The sequence below is a fragment of the Yersinia aldovae 670-83 genome (genome assembly GCF_000834395.1).
GTDB classification, from domain to species: Bacteria; Pseudomonadota; Gammaproteobacteria; order Enterobacterales; family Enterobacteriaceae; genus Yersinia; species Yersinia aldovae.
Genome location: NZ_CP009781.1, coordinates 1,859,616 through 1,877,522 on the forward strand (window position 1 = coordinate 1,859,616; position 17,907 = coordinate 1,877,522).

The window sequence follows — 17,907 nt, forward strand, 5'->3', positions numbered from 1 at the left end:
CAGCCGGGTTTTTTTTATGCTTGATTTTTTATGACTTTCGATAGCGCTCAATCAAGCTGAATATTGCCATTCCTGCCAGCATCGCGGCGACAAAGATGACACCTTTGTACATCCCCGCGCCCAGGAGCACCAACGCAGGCCCCGGGCATATCCCTGCCAACCCCCAGCCGATACCAAATAACACGCTACCGCCCATTAAACGCCGATCCACGCGGGTAGACGTTGGTATGTTAAGAGGAAGTCCTAGCCAAGTGGCGTTACGTTTTTTTGCCCAGCGAAAGGCCAGTGTCGCGACAACCACAGCCGCCATCATCACCAGAGCCAGTGATGGGTCCCATTGGCCGCCAATATCGAGAAACCCCAGAACCTTCACAGGGTTAGTCATACCGGCCACTATTAGCCCCAAACCAAAGAGCAGCCCCGCCAGCAATGAGAAGAATATATTCATAATCTGTTCCTAAGCCAGTAGATGACGAACCAACCACACCGTAATAAAACCGGACAGCATAAAACTCAAGGTGGCGACCAATGAACGCGGTGATAATCGGGCTAACCCACAAACACCGTGGCCACTGGTACAACCGGCACCATAGCGAGTCCCAATCCCGACCAGCAATCCGGCCAGAACCAGAACAGGTAAACTGCTATCAATCTGGATGATAGGTAGCGGGGTAAACAGGGAGTAAACCAAAGGAGAGGCCATCAATCCGGCAACAAACGCGACACGCCAAAAAACATCACCGATTTTCGGCGGCAGCAAACCACCTAAAATACCGCTGACACCTGCGATACGGCCATTCCATAACAAAAAAATAGCAGCAGCCCCGCCGAGAATAGCCCCACCAGCCAGTGCGCTGTAGGGCGTAAAGTTAGCCCAATCAATAGTCATCACTCACCTCTTGTTGTGGACAATAAAGCTGATACAACACCTCAAGCAGCGTCAATATCTTGCTATCAGCGATGGAATAAAATATGCGTTTCCCCTCTCGGCGGGTGTTTACCAACCCATCACAGCGCAAAATACCGAGCTGTTGCGAAAGTGTCGGTTGGTGAATGCCTAGTGCCGCTTCCAATTCACCAACGGCCTTCTCCCCCTGACTTAGTTGGCACAGTAATAACAACCGATCCTCATTCGCCAATATTCGCAGCACATCACAGGCTTGCCCTGCTGCATGCCTCATCAGAGTCATACTGATCATTTTATTGTTATTCATGTGTATCTCAGGTGTTGAAATTTCATTATATATTTTCATATTATATTTTTTTATATACTATTTCATTAAGAATAGACCAAACTACTGGCTTGCATCTGGTTATCTGCCGTTTTATTCTTCCGCGATATGAGTGCATTTAGAATCCCCATCGCGTTACAGCAAGCCGTTATGTGCTGTCTGCGCCACAAATTACAGCTGGCAAATCAGCATCTTGGCACCGACTATCCGGAGCCAAAAATTAACTACCATCAGCGCGGCACCAGCGCGGGCAGCGCTTATCTGCAATCCTTCGAAATTCGCCTTAATCCGGTATTATTGCTGGAAAATCAGCAGCCTTTTATTGATGAAGTTGTGCCCCACGAATTGGCCCATTTGCTGGTTTATCGCCAATTTGGTCGCGTTCCTCCGCATGGTAAAGAGTGGCGCTGGATGATGGAACAGGTATTGCAAGTCCCAGCCAGCCGCACTCATCAGTTTGAAGTCACCTCTGTGCGCAGTAAGACTTTCAATTACCAATGCAAGTGCCAGCAACACGCCTTAACCATTCGTCGCCACAATAAAGTGCAACGTGGTGAGAGCGAATATCGCTGCCGTCAATGTGGCGAAAAACTGCAATTTACGGTGGTAAAAAGCCGTTAGTAATTAACGTTACCTGTTATAAAACAGCACGTTAATTTGCCATCCATAAATATTATCTATAACCTGCCTGTTTTTCATCATCGGGCTGTTTTGAGATATGTTACGCAAACTTCTATTCCTGCTGGTTTTGTTCTCCCCACTGCTTGCGCTCCCCGGCTACAGCCAAAGTATCAATAACTTTTCTCAGGCAAAAGCGGTGGCTGCCAAAATCAATCAGGATGCGCCCGGTAGTTTCTACTGTGGTTGCCGCATTGATTGGCAAGGTAAAAAGGGTATCCCGGATCTACAAAGTTGTGGCTATCAGCCGCGAAAAAATGCCCAACGAGCTGCGCGAATCGAATGGGAGCATGTGGTTCCCGCCTGGCAATTTGGTCATCAGCGCCAATGCTGGCAGGAAGGTGGTCGCAAAAACTGCACAAAAGATCCTGTTTATCGTCAGATAGAGACTGACCTGCATAATCTGCAACCGGCTATCGGTGAAGTGAATGGTGATCGCAACAACTTTATGTATTCCCAATGGAATGGCGGCGACGGCCAATATGGTCAGTGTGCGATGAAAGTTGATTTCAAAAACAAGCTGGCAGAGCCTCCGGTTCGCGCACGCGGGACGATTGCGCGTACCTATTTTTATATGCGCGACCAGTACCAGTTGCGGCTTTCCAGCCAGCAAAGCAAGCTGTTTGATGCCTGGAACCGCCTCTATCCGGTAACAGAATGGGAATGTCTACATGATGAGCGCGTCGCAAAAGCACAAGGGAATCATAACCCTTATGTACAACGCGCTTGCCAGCAGCAAAAAGGCTAATCTAGTATATTGGCTGAGACATCCCTGCCTCTGGTATCCTTAGGCACTTATTTATTTCGTGTGGTGCCATTTGCCACACGGTATGTTTTCGTTTCAGGACGTCGATCAACTCATGCGTATACCCCGCATTTACCATCCGCAGCCTTTGCAAGCAAATACTGAACTGGCACTCAGCGATGAAGCGGCCAATCATGTGGGCCGAGTGCTGCGCATGATTGAAGGTCAAAATCTGCAACTCTTTGATGGCAGCAATCAGGTTTTCACCGCCGAAATTATCCGCGCCGATAAAAAAAACCTGATTGTACGCATCGCTGAAGGGCTGTTGGAAGACCGCGAATCACCACTAAATCTGCATTTAGGTCAGGTAATTTCTCGTGGCGAGAAAATGGAGTTTACCGTCCAGAAATCCATTGAACTGGGTGTCAATGTGATTACTCCGCTATTTTCCGAACGCTGCGGCGTTAAGCTCGATGGTGAGCGTCTGGCAAAGAAAATTCAGCAGTGGCAGAAGATTGCTATTGCGGCCTGTGAGCAATGCGGGCGCAATAAGATCCCGGAGATCCGCGAAGCAATGCAGCTATCTGAATGGTGTGCAGAGCAAGATGACAGCCTTAAGTTGAATCTGCATCCCCGCGCCAGCAACAGCATTAACACCCTCCCCTCGTCACTCAACAAAGTGCGTTTGTTGATTGGCCCGGAAGGCGGCCTTTCCGCCGATGAAATTGCCATGACCTCACGCCTTGGATTTACTGATATCCTGCTAGGGCCGCGAGTGCTGCGTACCGAAACTACCGCCCTTACCGCAATCACTGCTTTACAGGTGCGGTTTGGCGATCTGGGATAAAATTCGTTCCCGTTAGGAGAAAAGAATGATCAAGCTCGGCATCGTAATGGACCCAATCTCGTCCATTAATATCAAGAAAGACTCCAGCTTCGCTATGCTGTTGGAAGCGCAGCAGCGTGGCTGGGAACTGCATTATATGGAGATGGGTGACCTTTACCTGCGTGGTGGTGACGGCCGCGCTCGCACCCGCCTGCTGAATGTAAAACAGGACAAAGACGACTGGTTCAGTTTTGGCACAGAGCAAGACATCGCGCTGCATGATCTTGATGTCATTCTGATGCGTAAAGATCCGCCATTTGATACTGAGTTCATCTACGCCACCTATATTCTGGAACGTGCAGAAGATAAAGGCACGCTGGTGGTCAACAAGCCACAGAGCCTGCGCGACTGTAACGAAAAGCTGTTTACCGCGTGGTTCCCTGAACTCACACCAGACACACTGGTCAGCCGCAGTAAAGACCATATCCGCAAGTTCCATCAGGAACACGGCGATATTATTCTAAAACCGCTAGATGGTATGGGTGGCACCTCAATCTTCCGCGTGAAGCAGGATGACCCTAACCTGTCGGTTATTATTGAAACACTGACAGAGCTGGGCAGCCGTTTCTGTATGGCGCAGAATTTTCTGCCGGCCATTAAAGAAGGCGATAAACGTGTTCTGGTGGTCGATGGTGAACCGGTTCCTTATTGTTTAGCGCGAATTCCGGCGCAAGGCGAAACCCGCGGCAATCTGGCAGCCGGTGGCCGTGGCGAAGCCCGCCCACTGAGTGAAAGTGACTGGAAAATTGCTCGCGCGGTTGCACCGGTACTGAAGCAAAAAGGCTTAATTTTTGTCGGATTGGATATCATCGGCGATCGTCTGACGGAAATTAACGTCACCAGCCCGACTTGCATTCGTGAAATTGAAGCCGCCTTCCCGGATGTGTCGATTACCGGCATGCTGATGGATGCCATCGAAGTGCGGTTAGCAAACAAATAACCAAAAAATGACTTGAGCGCCGCTTACCGCGGCCTCATAAAAGTAAGGCCCAAGGATGGGCCGAATCATGAGCACAGCTAACAACCCTGCGGCTTCAAGGACGAAGGGGAGCCGTGACTTTATCCGCATTTATCCGCATACTGGCAGTATTTCATTCATTAACTCAGCGAATCCTCTCTATAACATAATGAATTTACAGCATCATTTTCTTATTGCTATGCCTTCACTTCAGGATCCTCAATTTAAGCGCTCGGTTGTCTATATCTGCGAGCACAATGATGAGGGGGCGATGGGGTTGGTCATTAACAAACCCTTGGAGCAGTTCACGGTAGAAACCGTATTGAAGAAACTGAATATCACGCCAACGCCTCGTGACCCATCAATACGCCTGGATAAACCAGTATTAGCGGGCGGGCCACTGGCAGAAGACCGTGGTTTTATTCTGCATTCGCCACGAGAAGGGTTTGGCTCCAGTATTCCTATCTCTCCTGAAACCATGATAACCACCTCTAAAGATGTGTTAGAGACATTTGGTACATCAGAGCAGCCTAAAAATCTGTTGGTAGCACTCGGTTATGCGGGCTGGCAGCAAGGGCAATTGGAACAGGAATTGCTGGATAACGCCTGGCTAACCACTGAAGCAGACACCAATATCCTATTTAACACGCCGATTGCTGAACGTTGGCAGGCCGCTGCCAATAAATTGGGTATTAATATCTTTAATATTGCTCCGCAGGCAGGACACGCATAATGTCTAACCGCACCATTATCGCCTTTGATTTTGGAACCAAAAGTATCGGCGTGGCTATCGGTCAGGAAGTGACCGGAACGGCTCGCGCCCTGACATCCTTTAAAGCGCAAGACGGCACACCGGATTGGCAGAAAGTCGAAAAACTGCTGAAAGAGTGGCAACCTGATTTAGTTGTGGTTGGTCTGCCACTGAATATGGATGGTACCGAGCAACCGCTAACAGCGCGTGCTCGCCGGTTTGCCAATCGTCTTCATGGCCGTTTTGGTGTACAGATAGCCTTACAGGATGAGCGCCTCAGTACCGTGGAGGCTCGCGCTAATTTATTCGACAGCGGCGGTTACCGTGCGCTGGATAAAGGCAGTGTTGATGCCGCCTCTGCGGTGATTATTCTGGAAAGTTGGTTTGACGAACAGGCAGGCTTGAACACACTAATTTAACCTTCATATCTGCTATTTTCCATTTACTGTTTCCGCGGCCAACCACTACAATCTTTGCATAACATGACACCCATACCCACAGAATTGTATACTGAACCTATGCCAATCAGCGGCTCAAAATATTGCGCCCCCCTTGCGGGTGTTTTTTACATTTATTGAGGTTTTCTCATGACAAAAGTAACTGTTGCTGCGACTCAAATGGCCTGTTCCTGGGATCTGCCTAAGAACATTGCAAATGCCGAGAAACTGGTGCGACAAGCCCACGCCAAAGGCGCGCAGATAATTCTGATTCAGGAGCTGTTTGCGGCACCTTATTTCTGCATTGATCAAAGCCCGGAACACTATGCGCTGGCCCAAGAGCTGGACAATAGCCCACTTATTCTACATTTTTCCAAGCTGGCAGCCGAGCTGGAAGTGGTATTGCCACTGAGTTTCTTTGAGAAAGCCAACAACGCCTATTATAACTCGCTGGTTATGATTGATGCTGACGGCTTAGTATTGGATGTATACCGCAAAACTCATATTCCTAATGGCCCGGCCTATCAAGAAAAGCAATTCTTTATTCCGGGCGATACCGGTTTTAAAGTCTGGCAGACCCGCTATGCCAAAGTGGGTGTCGGTATTTGTTGGGATCAGTGGTTCCCGGAAACTGCCCGTAGTCTGGCACTGCTTGGCGCTGAAGTAATCTTCTACCCGACGGCTATCGGCTCCGAACCCGCGTACCCCGACATTGACAGCCAACCGCACTGGACTCGTGTTCAGCAAGGCCATGCTGCCGCTAATCTGGTGCCTGTGATTGCCTCTAACCGTATTGGCACCGAGAAAAGTAAATATATCGATGGGTTAGAAATGACCTTCTACGGCTCTTCATTCATTGCTGATCAAACCGGTGCGCTACTGGCTCAGGCCAACAAAACCGACGAAACTGTTTTGGTGCATCAATTTGATTTACAAGAAATTGCAGCCCAACGCGCTTCATGGGGCCTGTTCCGCGATCGCCGCCCAGAAATGTATCAAGTGTTAGCCACTTCTGACGGCAAGACCCGGAGATAATGATGGCGGCACAAGACACGATTTTACCAACCCAGGCATTAGCAGGCACACCACAGCAGGATGGCTTCTTTATGCCTGCTGAATGGGCAAAGCAAGATGCCGTCTGGATGCTGTGGCCATATCGTCAGGATAACTGGCGCGGTAAAGGTATCCCTGCTCAACAAACATTTGCCAAAGTTGCCGAAGCGATTAGCCGTACAACGCCAGTATTTATGGGCGTGCCCGCTGAATTTATGCCACAGGCCAAAGCAACCCTACCTGCCAGCGTCACGCTGGTCGAAATGGCCAGTGACGACGCCTGGATGCGTGACACTGGCCCGACAATGGTCATCAACGCTGCCGGTGAACGCCGCGCGGTTGATTGGCAATTTAACGCTTGGGGTGGCCTTAACGGTGGCCTGTATACTGACTGGCAACAGGATGAGAAAGTGGCAGTCCAGGTCTGTGAGCATCTGCATTGCACCCATTACAGCGCACCATTGATACTGGAAGGGGGTTCTATCCATACCGATGGTGAAGGTACTCTACTAACCACCGCTGAATGTTTGCTCAATCCAAACCGCAATCCGCATCTCAATCAGGCACAGATTGAACAGTTGCTGCGTGAATACCTGGGTGTCAGCCATTTCATCTGGTTACAAGACGGCGTTTATAACGATGAGACCGATGGTCACATCGACAATATGTGCTGTTTCGTTCGCCCAGGAGAAGTTGCTCTGCATTGGACTGACGACCAGCAAGACCCACAGTACGCCCGATCTGTTGCTGCTTTTGAGGTGTTATCCAAAGCGGTTGATGCCCAAGGCCGTAAGCTGAAAATCTGGAAGTTACCCGCACCCGGCCCGCTGTATAACACCGAAGAAGAGACTTTCGACGTGTTATCCAGTGATGCTGTGCCACGAACTGCCGGTGAGCGTCTGGCGGGTTCTTACGTCAACTTCCTGATAAGCAATCAACAAATTATTTATCCGCTGTTGGATAGCCGCACTGACGGGCTGGCGCACGATCTGTTGCAGCAGATGTTCCCTGACTACGCGATTGTCGGTGTTCCTGCTCGAGAGATCTTGTTAGGTGGTGGCAATATTCACTGTATTACTCAGCAGATCCCAGCGGCTTAATTACGCCCATAGCATCGACTTGATATGGCCCGGATAACCCACCAGGCCATATCATTCGTCGAATTGAAACCGCAGCGGTGTTAGCCTTGCCTGGAATGACCGAATCAATGCGCTACGGCTAAAGTACCCCGCTCTCTCCGCTGCTCCATACTTTGTTCAAACGTCTGCATCCCCCACTGCTGGCCTGCCTGTATCACTGTGGGTAATTGGTAGGTTTTACCTTCACGAATCAAGTGGCTTACCGCCGTAGTCTGGGTGAGAACTTCGAACAGTGCCACACGGCCCCCACCCGCCTTATGACACAACTTTTGTGCAATTACAGCGCGTAAACTGGCCGCCAACTGCGCCCGAATCGTTGCCTTCTCTTCTGCCGGAAAAACATCGACTAATCGGTCTATTGCCTGCGTCGCGGTGCGGGTATGCAGTGTTGCCAATACCAGATGGCCAGTCTCCGCAGCCGTAAGCGCCAATCGAATAGTATCCAAATCCCGTAACTCACCAAGCAAAATGATATCGGGATCCTGCCGCAGCGCGCCACGTAGTGCACTGTTGAAACAGCGAGTATGGCAGCCTAGCTCTCGTTGCTGTATCAAACATGACTGATTGGAGTGAATAAATTCGATGGGGTCTTCGAGGGTAATGATATGACGTGCCTGCTGCTGATTAATGGCACTGATCATGGCGCTCAGCGTAGTAGATTTACCGCTACCGGTTGCACCCGTCACCAGAATTAGTCCATTCACTTGTAGAATAAGCTGATTAATAATTGGCGGCACATCCAATGCCACCAGCGACGGACTGGTTGTGGGGATCAGTCGAAGAGCGGCAGATTGCCCCAGCCTTTGATGAAAAACATTAGCCCGTAATCGTTGCCCATCGGGGGTGCTATAAGCGCAATCAACCTGCCCCTGTTGTTGTAATCGATATTGTTGCACCTCACTTAATAGATACTGACTTAGCCCGTTTAGCCAATGTTTACTGACTCGCGGCCAGTGAGTAAAAGTTTGTAACTCACCGTCAATACGCAATACCGGGTGATAACCGGTACAAAGGTGCAGATCCGAGGCATTATGATTTACACTAGCCACCACCTTATTAATAAAGTCCTGTTCATTAAAACCCTCACCGGTAAGATCAGGTTTTTCTAAATCAATGCTTTTGGCTGCTATGCAACTAAAGGCTGGGTTATCCGGGTCTGTGTTTCTGTCATCCAGACTGGTGAAATCCATATCAAACTCCTGGGTCCATATGAGCACAATTGAGCACAATCTACAGGATGTCAGAGCAAAAATCGCAACGGCTGCACGCAATTGCGCACGCTCTCCAGAAGAAGTTATCTTACTTGCTGTCAGTAAAACAAAACCTGTGACAGCCATCGAAGAAGCTATCGCTGCCGGGCAATACGCCTTTGGTGAAAACTACGTGCAGGAAGGCGTGGATAAAATCCACTATTTTGCCAATAACGCTAATCTTGAATGGCACTTTATCGGCCCGCTACAATCCAATAAAAGCCGATTAGTGGCAGAAAACTTTGCCTGGTGCCATACCGTTGATCGGTTGAAGATAGCGCAGCGCCTGAGCGCACAACGTCCGGCGGCAATGCCACCATTGAATGTGTTAATACAGGTCAATATCAGCGATGAGGAAAGTAAATCGGGTATTGCCTTAGCCGGGTTACCTGCATTAGCCGATAGCCTTAGCGAGTTGCCTAATCTGAATTTACGTGGGCTGATGGCAATCCCCGCAGTAGAAAGTGATTATCAGCGGCAACTGGCAGTATTTGAGCAAATGCATCAGGCGTTCTTGACTTTAAAAGCCCGCTACCCTCAGATGGATACGCTTTCTATGGGTATGACTGATGATATGGCTGCGGCGATTAGCGCCGGTAGCACGTTAGTGCGCATTGGTACGGCCATTTTTGGCTCCCGCGCTTAAACATACTAGTGCGAAGGGCACAGGAGAATTTGATGCAACATCGCAACATAACATTCATCGGCGCGGGCAATATGGCGCGCGCTATTATTGCCGGCTTAGTGGCTGGTGGTTATCCGGCCAACAAAATCAGTGTATGTGCTCCTTCGGCGAAGCATCGTGATGCACTGGCTGCTGAGTTCGGCGTTATCAGTAGTAATGATAATATTGCCCAAGCACAAAAGGCCCAAGTGGTGGTATTAGCAGTAAAACCGCAGTTAATGGCGGATGTCTGCCAGCCTTTAAAGGAATATATCGATTTTAACGGCAAGCTGGTGCTTTCCATTGCCGCCGGTGTGCAGGTTGCCCGTTTCGATGAGTTACTGGGCGATAAACTGAATCTGGTACGCATTATGCCTAACACGCCGTCATTAGTGGGCAAAGGCATGAGCGGCTTGTATGCACCGCAGCAGGTTTCGCAAAGTGATCGTGATTTTACTGCTGAGCTAATGAGTTCGGTGGGTAAAGTTTGCTGGGTAAATGATGAAAACGGTATCAATAGTATTATTGCCGCCGCAGGTAGCGCTCCGGCCTATTTCTTCCTGTTTATGGAAGCGATGCAACAAGAAGCTGAGCGATTAGGTTTTGACAGTGAAACAGCCCGTTTACTGGTGCAACAAGCAGCATCAGGGGCAACGGCGCTGGTGGAGGCTAACCCACAATTGCCACTGTCGACATTGCGTGAACAAGTCACCTCTAAAGGTGGCACCACCGCCGAAGCCATTCGTATCTTTAATGAACAGCATTTGCCGGAAATCGTTGCTAATGCCATGCAAGCGGCCATTAAGCGAGCTAAAGAGATGGAAAAACTGTTCTAGCCGCGCGAAATTTACAAAATCCGACACTGGCCCCGAGGCTTTCTCGTTAAGATAGGGGCAGTTAAAATAGACGAATACATTCTCATTTTATTAAGGACAAAAGCGACTCATGCTAACGCTGACTTTTCTGGCCAAAACGGTCATTGACCTGTACGTGATGGTACTGCTGTTACGTATTTGGATGCAGTGGGTTCACAGTGATTTCTACAATCCGTTCTCACAGTTTGTCGTCAAAATAACCCAGCCGATTATTGGCCCACTGCGCCGTATAATCCCGTCAATGGGGCCGATCGACAGTGCATCGTTGCTGTTGGCGTTCTTGCTAATGACCATTAAGTATCCGCTATTGGTGCTTATCCAGAGCAGTTCGATGTCTCTCAGTTTGTATAACCTTCTGTTCGGTGTTATTTCATTAGTAAAAGCCGCCGGTTATCTGATTTTCTGGGTAATGATTATCCGCGCATTGATGAGCTGGATAAGCCAGGGGCGCGGCCCGATGGATTATTTGTTGCTTCAGCTAACTGAGCCGCTAATGGCCCCGATCCGCCGCATCCTGCCGGCGATGGGAGGGATCGATTTCTCCGCAATGGTGGTTATCCTTATTTTGTATCTGATCAATTATTTAGGTATGGATCTGCTAGGCGAGCTTTGGTTCGTGCTGTGAGTGCAGTTACTCCCTTGCTGGACGGGCTGGTGCTCAGGCTATATATTCAGCCGAAAGCCAGCCGTGACCAGATAGTCGGTTTACATGGCGATGAACTTAAAGTCGCCATTACCGCCCCACCCGTTGATGGTCAGGCCAATGCCCATTTAATCAAGTTTATCGCCAAACAATTCCGGGTCGCCAAAAGTCAGGTAATTCTCGAAAAAGGCGAGCTAGGGCGGCATAAACAGATCAAAATCATTAACCCGCAGCAGATTCCGCCAGAAGTTGCGGCACTGATTGAGTAGCAGATATTTCGCTATAACTGTTTGCTCACATAAAATTCAGGACCCTCCATGCAAAAAATAGTATTAGCGACCGGCAATCCCGGCAAAGTGCGTGAGCTGGCAAACTTGCTGGCCGACTTTGGTTTGGATGTGGTAGCGCAAACCGAACTGAGTGTAGAATCCGCCGAAGAGACGGGTTTAACCTTTATCGAAAACGCCATCTTAAAAGCACGCCATGCAGCACAAATCACCGGTTTGCCAGCTATGGCTGACGACTCAGGTTTGGCGGTTGATGCATTAGGCGGTGCTCCGGGTATCTATTCCGCGCGCTATGCGGGTACAGATGCCAGCGACCAGGAAAATCTGGAGAAGCTACTGGTAGCACTGAAAGATGTCCCTGAGGCACAGCGGGCCGCCCAATTCCATTGCGTGTTGGTCTATATGCGCCATGCCCAAGACCCAACGCCATTGGTATTCCACGGTCAATGGCCGGGAGTGATTGCTCACCAACCCGCAGGTGAGGCCGGATTTGGTTATGACCCTATTTTTTATGTGCCAGAACTGGGTAAAACTGCCGCAGAACTGACTCGTGAAGAGAAGCACGCAGTATCTCACCGTGGTCAGGCGCTGAAATTGATGTTGGATGCGCTGCGCAATGCTTAAATTACCCCCGCTGAGTCTCTACATTCATATTCCGTGGTGTGTACAGAAATGCCCTTACTGTGACTTCAACTCTCATGCGCTGAAAGGCGATGTTCCTCATCAGGAATATGTAGAGCATTTATTGGCGGATTTGGATGCTGATGTTCCTTTGGTTAATGGCCGTGAAATCAGCACAATTTTTATCGGTGGCGGTACACCCAGCCTGCTCAGCTCCGAGGCGATGCAGCAGTTGCTTGACGGCGTGCGCGCAAGGTTACCGGTCGCTACTGATGCAGAAATCACGATGGAGGCCAATCCCGGTGCGGTTGAAGCTGATCGTTTCAGCGGCTACCAGCGTGCCGGTATTAATCGCATCTCCATCGGCGTGCAAAGCTTTAGCGCGCAGAAACTAACGCGTCTGGGGCGGATACACGGGCCGGATGAGGCAATACGGGCCGCAGAGCTGGCAACTTCACTGAATCTACGCAGTTTCAATCTGGATTTGATGCACGGGTTGCCAGATCAAACGCTGGAAGAGGCACTGGATGATTTGCGTCAGGCAATTGCGCTCAATCCACCGCATTTATCCTGGTATCAACTGACTATTGAGCCGAACACCGGTTTCAGTTCACGCCCGCCGTTGCTGCCGGATGATGATGCGTTATGGGATATCTTCCAGCAGGGCCACCAACTCCTCAGCGCTGCCGGTTATCAGCAATACGAAACCTCCGCTTATGCCAAGCCGGGTTATCAATGCCAGCACAACCTGAACTACTGGCGCTTTGGTGATTATCTGGGAATCGGTTGCGGCGCTCACGGTAAAATCACCTTCAGCGATGGGCGTATTTTACGAACCATTAAAACCAAACATCCACGCGGTTTTATGCAGGGTAAATATCTGGATAAGCAATACGAAGTGGCGGCAGTCGACCGGCCTTTTGAGTTCTTTATGAACCGTTTCCGCTTATTAGAGGCCGCACCGCGCGCCGATTTCACTCACTTTACCGGGTTAGCTGAAAGCACTATCCGCCCGCAGTTGGATGAGGCATTAGCAAAAGAGTATTTAATCGAAACAGCGGAATATTGGCAGATTACCGAGAAAGGCAAATTATTTCTTAACTCGCTGTTAGAACTGTTTTTATAGCATTAATTTTTAAACAGCAGGTTTAGATAACGCCTCAAGTCTAAACCTGCTTAATTGACTATTTGAGCGCCTGCAATAAATCCTTACGCTGCTGTTCCAACGATGTCACCCGGCCACACACTTCATGACCAAATTGCTGGAACTCCTGCTCCTGATTGTTCCATTCGTTCTGAATAGCCTGCTGTAACCCGCCCAGATTGCCCATAATGGCCTGTAACGGGTTATTACCCGCACTGCCGCTGGTTGCCTGTTTGACACCCATCTCATTCAGGCTATCTTGCAACACACCACCCATGCTTTGCTGCACCAACTGGCGGCCATCTTTTTCGACCTGATCAATAGCTTGATGATGGAAGGCTAAACCATCACTGCGCTTCTCAATAATGCGGCTCATTTGTTGCCTAAGCTGATCATTAAGGGTTGTCAGGCGGTTACGTACATTGCTGTTGCTGCCTAACTCTTTAACAATCACTTTATCTAAAGAAACGCGTGCTTTTTCCAGATGTTGCTGCGCACCCATCTCTATCCAGGGTAAATCTTTACGCAGCGCCGTCTGATAGCGGAACGCCTGTTGGCGCTGGGTATCAGTCAGCGTTAATGTTTTACCATTACGGATAATGTCGCCATCAGGTGAAATCTGCAAATTACCACTGGCTCCCACCACCTGCACCGACTGCGGGCTGATAATCACATCATCCTGCGGCTTTACGCTGCACTGATATTCAGCCTGTGCCTGCCCTGCGGTCAGCATCAATACCGCCAGACCCGCCGTTCGTAACGCTTTCATTTTATGTAACATAAGACTCCCAACAGACCTTTTTAAAAAATGGAACGACCAATGCGTTGTGCCAATAGTTCTAAGGCAGCGGTTCCTGCAAGAGAGTTCCCTGCGCCATCTAATTCAGGTGACCAAACAGCAATACACAACTCATCCGGCACAATGGCAATGATCCCCCCACCGACACCGGACTTACCGGGCATACCGACGCGGAAGGCAAACTCACCCGCGCCATCGTACATACCGCTGGTAATCATTAGCGCGTTAATTTGCCGCGCCTGCATTGGCGTAATTAAAGCATCATGTCCTGCGATATCGTGCCCCCGATTTGCCAGATAGACAAAACAGCGAGCCAATTCGATACAGCTCATGCGCAAAGCGCAATAATGGAAATAGGTTTGAAGTACCGTCAGCACATCGTTGTCGAAATTACCAAAAGACTTCATCAAGTAGGCAATCGCCGCATTGCGGTCTGAATGCTCAAATTCCGAACGGGCCACACGGGTATCATAGCTAATGCTGTCATCGCTCACTAATTGGCGCACCACCTCCAGCATTCGCTGTTTTGGCGCACTCAGGCGGCTTTGCAACATATCACACACCACCAGCGCTCCCGGATTGATAAATGGATTGCGCGGTTTGCCTTTTTCCAGCTCCAACTGAACCAATGAATTAAAGGGCTGACCGGAAGGCTCTTTGCCGACACGCTGCCACACATCCTGCTCGCTGTAACGGGATAAGGCCAGTGTCAAACTTAATACTTTCGAAATGGATTGGATAGAGAAACGCTCTTCGGCATCTCCAGCCTGGAATATCGTGCCATCCAGAGTGCAGACGGCAATGCCTAACTTATTAGCCGAGACTTCGGCCAGAGCCGGAATGTAATCAGCGACTTTACCCCGCCCAATTAGCGGGCGAACCTGCTGCAAGATATCACTCAGCAAGGCATTATCTAAGGCTGTTGCCACAACAAAACTCCCAACAAAAAACCAGTAACGGTTTACGCTAAAAGCGCCAGATAAAAACAAAGGCGCCTGCATAGGCGCCCTTATCGATTATCTACCGTTAAAACAGAAGATCAATCCCACCAGATATCAAACAGTTCGCTGGTTTCTACATTTTTTAACTTGCGAGCTTCCAACCATTTGGTCACCAGAGCACGGTGATCATCGGTGCAATGGCCGATCTCTTGCAGACAAATCAGACCTTCCCATTGCAGATAGCCGCTACCATCAAATGCCAGGCCGTTAGCTTCAATGACTTCATCGATAAATTCATCGACAGTTTTATCGATTACGTCAACGCCAGTTCCCTCAGGGAAGGCCCACTGTACGGAAAAACCTAATTCCTGAAACTCGTCAATATGCATCTTTTTGCGTAAACGACGACTGCGATTGTTAGCCATTATTCTTTCCTCTCAAACATCAGATCCCAAACGCCATGTCCCAGACGCTGGCCACGTAATTCAAATTTTGTCAGCGGACGCGAGTCCGGACGGGGAACATAATCATGTTGCGCTGAAAGATTGTGATAACCCTCTACCGCCGACATCACTTCCAGCATATGTTCCGCATAATGTTGCCAGTCGGTCGCCATGTGGAACACGCCACCCACTTTTAATTTACTTTTTACCAATTCAACAAAAGGAGTCTGGACGATACGACGCTTATTATGGCGCGCTTTGTGCCACGGATCAGGGAAAAATAGCTGCACCATATCCAGTGACGCATCTGGAATCATATTTTCCAGCACTTCAACCGCATCATGGCACATAATCCGCAGGTTACTCAGCCCAGCATCGTGTGCTGAACTCAAACAGGCTCCGACGCCCGGTGAGTGTACCTCAATACCCAAAAAATTTTGCTGGGGATTACTGGCGGCCATCGTCACCAAGGACGTGCCCATACCAAAACCGATTTCCAGTACTACTGGGGCCTCACGGCCAAACAAGGAACTCAGATCAACCGGTGCTGCCTGATACTCCACGCCCATCACCGGCCAGTAGTTATCCAGCGCCAGTTGTTGGCCCTTGGTCAGACGCCCCTGACGGCGAACAAAACTACGAATACGGCGCAGTGCGCGGCCGTTTTCATCAAATTCCGGAGATATGACGTCATTTATCATGGTGCTTTCTGTCTGTTGGTTGCGCATGTGAACGCGCATTATGCAAAGATACGCCAGTTTATCAACTATGAACGCCATAAGCACAAAATTAAGCGGTAAATAACCTATTAATGCCCAAACTAGTCAATTACAAGCAACCAACACCGCTGTAGCGCCAGAGACGAAGGGGATACAGAAAGTTCCGGTTTACAGCACGTAAACTCTATGCTGCAATCCAGCCCTAATTTATTTATCTGCCGGATATCGATACCTGCTTATGATGCAAGCGCAACAATTCGCGCACATGGTACTTGAGTGGTACCAACGCTTTGGCCGCAAAACCTTGCCCTGGCAATTGGATAAAACACCTTATCAAGTATGGCTGTCAGAAGTGATGTTGCAACAAACTCAGGTTGCGACCGTCATTCCCTATTTCCAGCGTTTTATGCTGCGGTTCCCTGATATCCGTGCACTGGCGGCCGCTCCGCTGGATGAAGTTTTACATTTATGGACAGGATTGGGCTATTACGCTCGCGCCCGAAATTTGCATAAAGCGGCTCAAACAGTTGTTGAATGCCATCAAGGTGAGTTTCCCACCACTTTTGACGAAATACTCGCGCTGCCAGGTATTGGGCGCTCAACCGCTGGTGCCATTTTGTCGCTCTCTTTAGGGCAACATTTCCCGATTTTAGACGGTAATGTTAAGCGTGTGCTGGCTCGTTGTTATGCCGTTGAGGGCTGGCCGGGTAAAAAGGAAGTCGAAAGCCGTTTGTGGCAAATAAGTGAGGATGTTACCCCAGCCAAGGGTGTGGGTCAGTTTAATCAGGCAATGATGGATTTAGGCGCAATTGTTTGCACCCGTTCTAAACCCAAGTGTGAGCTTTGCCCGCTAAATACTGGCTGCATGTCATATGCTAACCACAGTTGGGCGCGTTATCCGGGCAAAAAACCTAAACAAACCTTACCAGAGAAGACCGCCTATTTTCTGTTAATGCAAAATGGCTCGCAAGTCTGGCTCGAACAGCGCCCCCCCGTAGGTTTATGGGGCGGTTTATTTTGTTTCCCACAATTTGCCGAAGCCGAAGATCTTAACCGCTGGCTACAGCAACAAGGGATCAAATCCAGTGGATTGCAGCAGTTGACTGCGTTTCGTCATACCTTCAGTCATTTCCATCTGGATATTGTCCCGATGTGGCTGAATGAGGCATCCCCCGCTGGATACATGGATGATAGTGCGGGTCTCTGGTATAACTTAGCACAGCCACCGTCAGTAGGGCTGGCCGCCCCAGTTGAGCGCTTATTACACCAGTTGGCTAAGCAATAACCAGCCTATCCAAACAGCTTTATTTGGCAATTGCGCCACAGAAGAGGATTTATCATGAGTAGAACGATTTTTTGCACGTTTTTAAAGAAAGAGGCTGAAGGGCAAGATTTTCAGCTCTATCCCGGCGAAATTGGCAAACGGATCTATAACGAAATCTCAAAAGAAGCCTGGTCACAATGGATAACTAAACAAACCATGCTGATTAACGAGAAGAAGCTCAGCATGATGAACGTAGAAGACCGTAAACTGCTGGAACAAGAGATGGTTAACTTCCTGTTCGAAGGGCAGGACGTACATATTGAAGGTTATACTCCACCGAGTCAGTAACCACACGGGGCTGGCGTTGGCCCCGCTGTT

24 protein-coding genes are annotated in these 17,907 nt (G+C 49.4%); 16 read left to right on the forward strand and 8 right to left on the reverse strand.

Annotated features, from left to right (window positions below; genetic code table 11):
* Nucleotides 1–28: 28 nt before the first annotated feature.
* Genes AT01_RS08550 through AT01_RS08560 form a run of 3 tightly spaced genes read right to left on the reverse strand, consistent with a single transcriptional unit; the run spans nucleotide 29 to nucleotide 1,214 of the window.
* Nucleotides 29–448, reverse strand: coding sequence for a DUF6691 family protein (locus AT01_RS08550; RefSeq protein WP_042546834.1), 420 nt, complete (start codon nucleotides 446–448; stop codon nucleotides 29–31).
* Nucleotides 449–457: 9 nt separating this feature from the next.
* Nucleotides 458–889 (reverse strand): YeeE/YedE family protein, encoded by a 432-nt coding sequence (locus AT01_RS08555; RefSeq protein ID WP_042546835.1) that lies wholly within the window; start codon nucleotides 887–889, stop codon nucleotides 458–460.
* On the reverse strand, nucleotides 879–1,214 hold the full coding sequence (locus tag AT01_RS08560) for an ArsR/SmtB family transcription factor (RefSeq protein WP_042546836.1): 336 nt from the start codon (nucleotides 1,212–1,214) through the stop codon (nucleotides 879–881). The genes AT01_RS08555 and AT01_RS08560 overlap by 11 nt, the downstream gene beginning before the upstream one ends.
* 126 nt (nucleotides 1,215–1,340) lie before the next feature.
* Here AT01_RS08560 and AT01_RS08565 point away from each other — a divergent pair, with 126 nt between their 5' ends.
* From AT01_RS08565 to aguA, 8 genes are all read left to right on the forward strand, one after another.
* Nucleotides 1,341–1,853, forward strand: coding sequence for a SprT family zinc-dependent metalloprotease (locus AT01_RS08565; protein WP_042546837.1), 513 nt, complete (start codon nucleotides 1,341–1,343; stop codon nucleotides 1,851–1,853).
* A gap of 97 nt (nucleotides 1,854–1,950) precedes the next feature.
* Nucleotides 1,951–2,658, forward strand: coding sequence for a deoxyribonuclease I (endA, locus tag AT01_RS08570; protein WP_042546838.1), 708 nt, complete (start codon nucleotides 1,951–1,953; stop codon nucleotides 2,656–2,658).
* Between the two features lie 112 nt (nucleotides 2,659–2,770).
* A complete protein-coding gene (rsmE, locus tag AT01_RS08575; RefSeq protein ID WP_042546839.1) occupies nucleotides 2,771–3,502 on the forward strand; it encodes a 16S rRNA (uracil(1498)-N(3))-methyltransferase in 732 nt (243 codons plus the stop codon).
* Nucleotides 3,503–3,527: 25 nt separating this feature from the next.
* Nucleotides 3,528–4,481 (forward strand): glutathione synthase, encoded by a 954-nt coding sequence (gene gshB, locus AT01_RS08580; protein ID WP_042546840.1) that lies wholly within the window; start codon nucleotides 3,528–3,530, stop codon nucleotides 4,479–4,481.
* Nucleotides 4,482–4,668: 187 nt separating this feature from the next.
* Nucleotides 4,669–5,232: a YqgE/AlgH family protein gene (locus AT01_RS08585; protein WP_004703504.1), complete on the forward strand. Its 564-nt coding sequence runs from the start codon at nucleotides 4,669–4,671 to the stop codon at nucleotides 5,230–5,232.
* Complete coding sequence (gene ruvX, locus AT01_RS08590; RefSeq protein ID WP_042546841.1) at nucleotides 5,232–5,669, forward strand: Holliday junction resolvase RuvX; 438 nt, start codon at nucleotides 5,232–5,234, stop codon at nucleotides 5,667–5,669. The genes AT01_RS08585 and ruvX overlap by 1 nt, the downstream gene beginning before the upstream one ends.
* A gap of 168 nt (nucleotides 5,670–5,837) precedes the next feature.
* The gene (gene aguB, locus AT01_RS08595) at nucleotides 5,838–6,722 is read left to right on the forward strand and encodes an N-carbamoylputrescine amidase (protein ID WP_042546842.1); all 885 of its coding nucleotides are present in this window, start codon (nucleotides 5,838–5,840) and stop codon (nucleotides 6,720–6,722) included.
* A 2-nt stretch (nucleotides 6,723–6,724) separates the two neighbouring features.
* The gene (gene aguA / locus AT01_RS08600; RefSeq protein WP_042546843.1) at nucleotides 6,725–7,840 is read left to right on the forward strand and encodes an agmatine deiminase; all 1,116 of its coding nucleotides are present in this window, start codon (nucleotides 6,725–6,727) and stop codon (nucleotides 7,838–7,840) included.
* Nucleotides 7,841–7,944: 104 nt separating this feature from the next.
* Here the strand turns inward: aguA and AT01_RS08605 are convergent, their stop codons facing one another.
* Nucleotides 7,945–9,069 carry a type IV pilus twitching motility protein PilT gene (locus AT01_RS08605; RefSeq protein ID WP_042546844.1) on the reverse strand — a complete coding sequence of 375 codons (1,125 nt, stop codon included), beginning with the start codon at nucleotides 9,067–9,069 and terminating at the stop codon, nucleotides 7,945–7,947.
* 19 nt (nucleotides 9,070–9,088) lie between these two features.
* Here AT01_RS08605 and AT01_RS08610 point away from each other — a divergent pair, with 19 nt between their 5' ends.
* The 6 genes from AT01_RS08610 to hemW all read left to right on the forward strand — a co-directional run bounded on the left by AT01_RS08610 (nucleotide 9,089) and on the right by hemW (nucleotide 13,345).
* Complete coding sequence (locus AT01_RS08610; protein ID WP_042546845.1) at nucleotides 9,089–9,775, forward strand: YggS family pyridoxal phosphate-dependent enzyme; 687 nt, start codon at nucleotides 9,089–9,091, stop codon at nucleotides 9,773–9,775.
* A gap of 32 nt (nucleotides 9,776–9,807) precedes the next feature.
* Nucleotides 9,808–10,629, forward strand: coding sequence for a pyrroline-5-carboxylate reductase (proC, locus tag AT01_RS08615; RefSeq protein WP_042546846.1), 822 nt, complete (start codon nucleotides 9,808–9,810; stop codon nucleotides 10,627–10,629).
* Between the two features lie 109 nt (nucleotides 10,630–10,738).
* Nucleotides 10,739–11,293 (forward strand): YggT family protein, encoded by a 555-nt coding sequence (locus tag AT01_RS08620; protein ID WP_004703512.1) that lies wholly within the window; start codon nucleotides 10,739–10,741, stop codon nucleotides 11,291–11,293.
* Complete coding sequence (gene yggU / locus AT01_RS08625) at nucleotides 11,290–11,580, forward strand: DUF167 family protein YggU (protein ID WP_042546847.1); 291 nt, start codon at nucleotides 11,290–11,292, stop codon at nucleotides 11,578–11,580. The genes AT01_RS08620 and yggU overlap by 4 nt, the downstream gene beginning before the upstream one ends.
* A 48-nt stretch (nucleotides 11,581–11,628) precedes the next feature.
* Nucleotides 11,629–12,222, forward strand: coding sequence for an XTP/dITP diphosphatase (locus tag AT01_RS08630; RefSeq protein ID WP_042546848.1), 594 nt, complete (start codon nucleotides 11,629–11,631; stop codon nucleotides 12,220–12,222).
* Nucleotides 12,215–13,345: a radical SAM family heme chaperone HemW gene (gene hemW, locus AT01_RS08635; protein ID WP_042546849.1), complete on the forward strand. Its 1,131-nt coding sequence runs from the start codon at nucleotides 12,215–12,217 to the stop codon at nucleotides 13,343–13,345. Before AT01_RS08630 ends, hemW begins: the two co-directional genes overlap by 8 nt.
* 58 nt (nucleotides 13,346–13,403) lie before the next feature.
* Here the strand turns inward: hemW and AT01_RS08640 are convergent, their stop codons facing one another.
* From AT01_RS08640 to trmB, 4 genes are all read right to left on the reverse strand, one after another.
* Nucleotides 13,404–14,144: a YggN family protein gene (locus AT01_RS08640; protein WP_004703520.1), complete on the reverse strand. Its 741-nt coding sequence runs from the start codon at nucleotides 14,142–14,144 to the stop codon at nucleotides 13,404–13,406.
* A 20-nt stretch (nucleotides 14,145–14,164) separates the two neighbouring features.
* Nucleotides 14,165–15,091, reverse strand: coding sequence for a glutaminase B (gene glsB, locus AT01_RS08645; protein WP_042548552.1), 927 nt, complete (start codon nucleotides 15,089–15,091; stop codon nucleotides 14,165–14,167).
* 110 nt (nucleotides 15,092–15,201) lie between these two features.
* Nucleotides 15,202–15,528, reverse strand: coding sequence for a YggL family protein (locus AT01_RS08650; protein ID WP_042546850.1), 327 nt, complete (start codon nucleotides 15,526–15,528; stop codon nucleotides 15,202–15,204).
* Complete coding sequence (gene trmB / locus AT01_RS08655; protein ID WP_042546851.1) at nucleotides 15,528–16,247, reverse strand: tRNA (guanosine(46)-N7)-methyltransferase TrmB; 720 nt, start codon at nucleotides 16,245–16,247, stop codon at nucleotides 15,528–15,530. The genes AT01_RS08650 and trmB overlap by 1 nt, the downstream gene beginning before the upstream one ends.
* Before the next feature lie 256 nt (nucleotides 16,248–16,503).
* Here trmB and mutY point away from each other — a divergent pair, with 256 nt between their 5' ends.
* Nucleotides 16,504–17,550, forward strand: a complete 1,047-nt coding sequence (gene mutY, locus AT01_RS08660) for an A/G-specific adenine glycosylase (protein ID WP_042546852.1) — start codon at nucleotides 16,504–16,506, stop codon at nucleotides 17,548–17,550.
* Between the two features lie 54 nt (nucleotides 17,551–17,604).
* On the forward strand, nucleotides 17,605–17,877 hold the full coding sequence (locus tag AT01_RS08665) for an oxidative damage protection protein (protein ID WP_004703528.1): 273 nt from the start codon (nucleotides 17,605–17,607) through the stop codon (nucleotides 17,875–17,877).
* The last annotated feature ends 30 nt before the right edge of the window (nucleotides 17,878–17,907 follow it).

Coding starts and splice junctions, on each gene's coding strand:
- aguA (WP_042546843.1), top strand. CDS start 6,725: ATGGCGGCACAAGACACGATTTTACCAACCCAGGCATTAGCAGGCACA.
- aguB (WP_042546842.1), top strand. CDS start 5,838: ATGACAAAAGTAACTGTTGCTGCGACTCAAATGGCCTGTTCCTGGGAT.
- proC (WP_042546846.1), top strand. CDS start 9,808: ATGCAACATCGCAACATAACATTCATCGGCGCGGGCAATATGGCGCGC.
- AT01_RS08665 (WP_004703528.1), top strand. CDS start 17,605: ATGAGTAGAACGATTTTTTGCACGTTTTTAAAGAAAGAGGCTGAAGGG.
- AT01_RS08620 (WP_004703512.1), top strand. CDS start 10,739: ATGCTAACGCTGACTTTTCTGGCCAAAACGGTCATTGACCTGTACGTG.
- AT01_RS08605 (WP_042546844.1), bottom strand. CDS start 9,069: ATGGATTTCACCAGTCTGGATGACAGAAACACAGACCCGGATAACCCA.
- AT01_RS08610 (WP_042546845.1), top strand. CDS start 9,089: ATGAGCACAATTGAGCACAATCTACAGGATGTCAGAGCAAAAATCGCA.
- AT01_RS08565 (WP_042546837.1), top strand. CDS start 1,341: ATGAGTGCATTTAGAATCCCCATCGCGTTACAGCAAGCCGTTATGTGC.
- mutY (WP_042546852.1), top strand. CDS start 16,504: ATGATGCAAGCGCAACAATTCGCGCACATGGTACTTGAGTGGTACCAA.
- AT01_RS08585 (WP_004703504.1), top strand. CDS start 4,669: ATGAATTTACAGCATCATTTTCTTATTGCTATGCCTTCACTTCAGGAT.
- AT01_RS08650 (WP_042546850.1), bottom strand. CDS start 15,528: ATGGCTAACAATCGCAGTCGTCGTTTACGCAAAAAGATGCATATTGAC.
- AT01_RS08560 (WP_042546836.1), bottom strand. CDS start 1,214: ATGAATAACAATAAAATGATCAGTATGACTCTGATGAGGCATGCAGCA.
- rsmE (WP_042546839.1), top strand. CDS start 2,771: ATGCGTATACCCCGCATTTACCATCCGCAGCCTTTGCAAGCAAATACT.
- AT01_RS08555 (WP_042546835.1), bottom strand. CDS start 889: ATGACTATTGATTGGGCTAACTTTACGCCCTACAGCGCACTGGCTGGT.
- AT01_RS08550 (WP_042546834.1), bottom strand. CDS start 448: ATGAATATATTCTTCTCATTGCTGGCGGGGCTGCTCTTTGGTTTGGGG.
- hemW (WP_042546849.1), top strand. CDS start 12,215: ATGCTTAAATTACCCCCGCTGAGTCTCTACATTCATATTCCGTGGTGT.
- endA (WP_042546838.1), top strand. CDS start 1,951: ATGTTACGCAAACTTCTATTCCTGCTGGTTTTGTTCTCCCCACTGCTT.
- ruvX (WP_042546841.1), top strand. CDS start 5,232: ATGTCTAACCGCACCATTATCGCCTTTGATTTTGGAACCAAAAGTATC.
- AT01_RS08640 (WP_004703520.1), bottom strand. CDS start 14,144: ATGTTACATAAAATGAAAGCGTTACGAACGGCGGGTCTGGCGGTATTG.
- gshB (WP_042546840.1), top strand. CDS start 3,528: ATGATCAAGCTCGGCATCGTAATGGACCCAATCTCGTCCATTAATATC.
- trmB (WP_042546851.1), bottom strand. CDS start 16,247: ATGATAAATGACGTCATATCTCCGGAATTTGATGAAAACGGCCGCGCA.
- AT01_RS08630 (WP_042546848.1), top strand. CDS start 11,629: ATGCAAAAAATAGTATTAGCGACCGGCAATCCCGGCAAAGTGCGTGAG.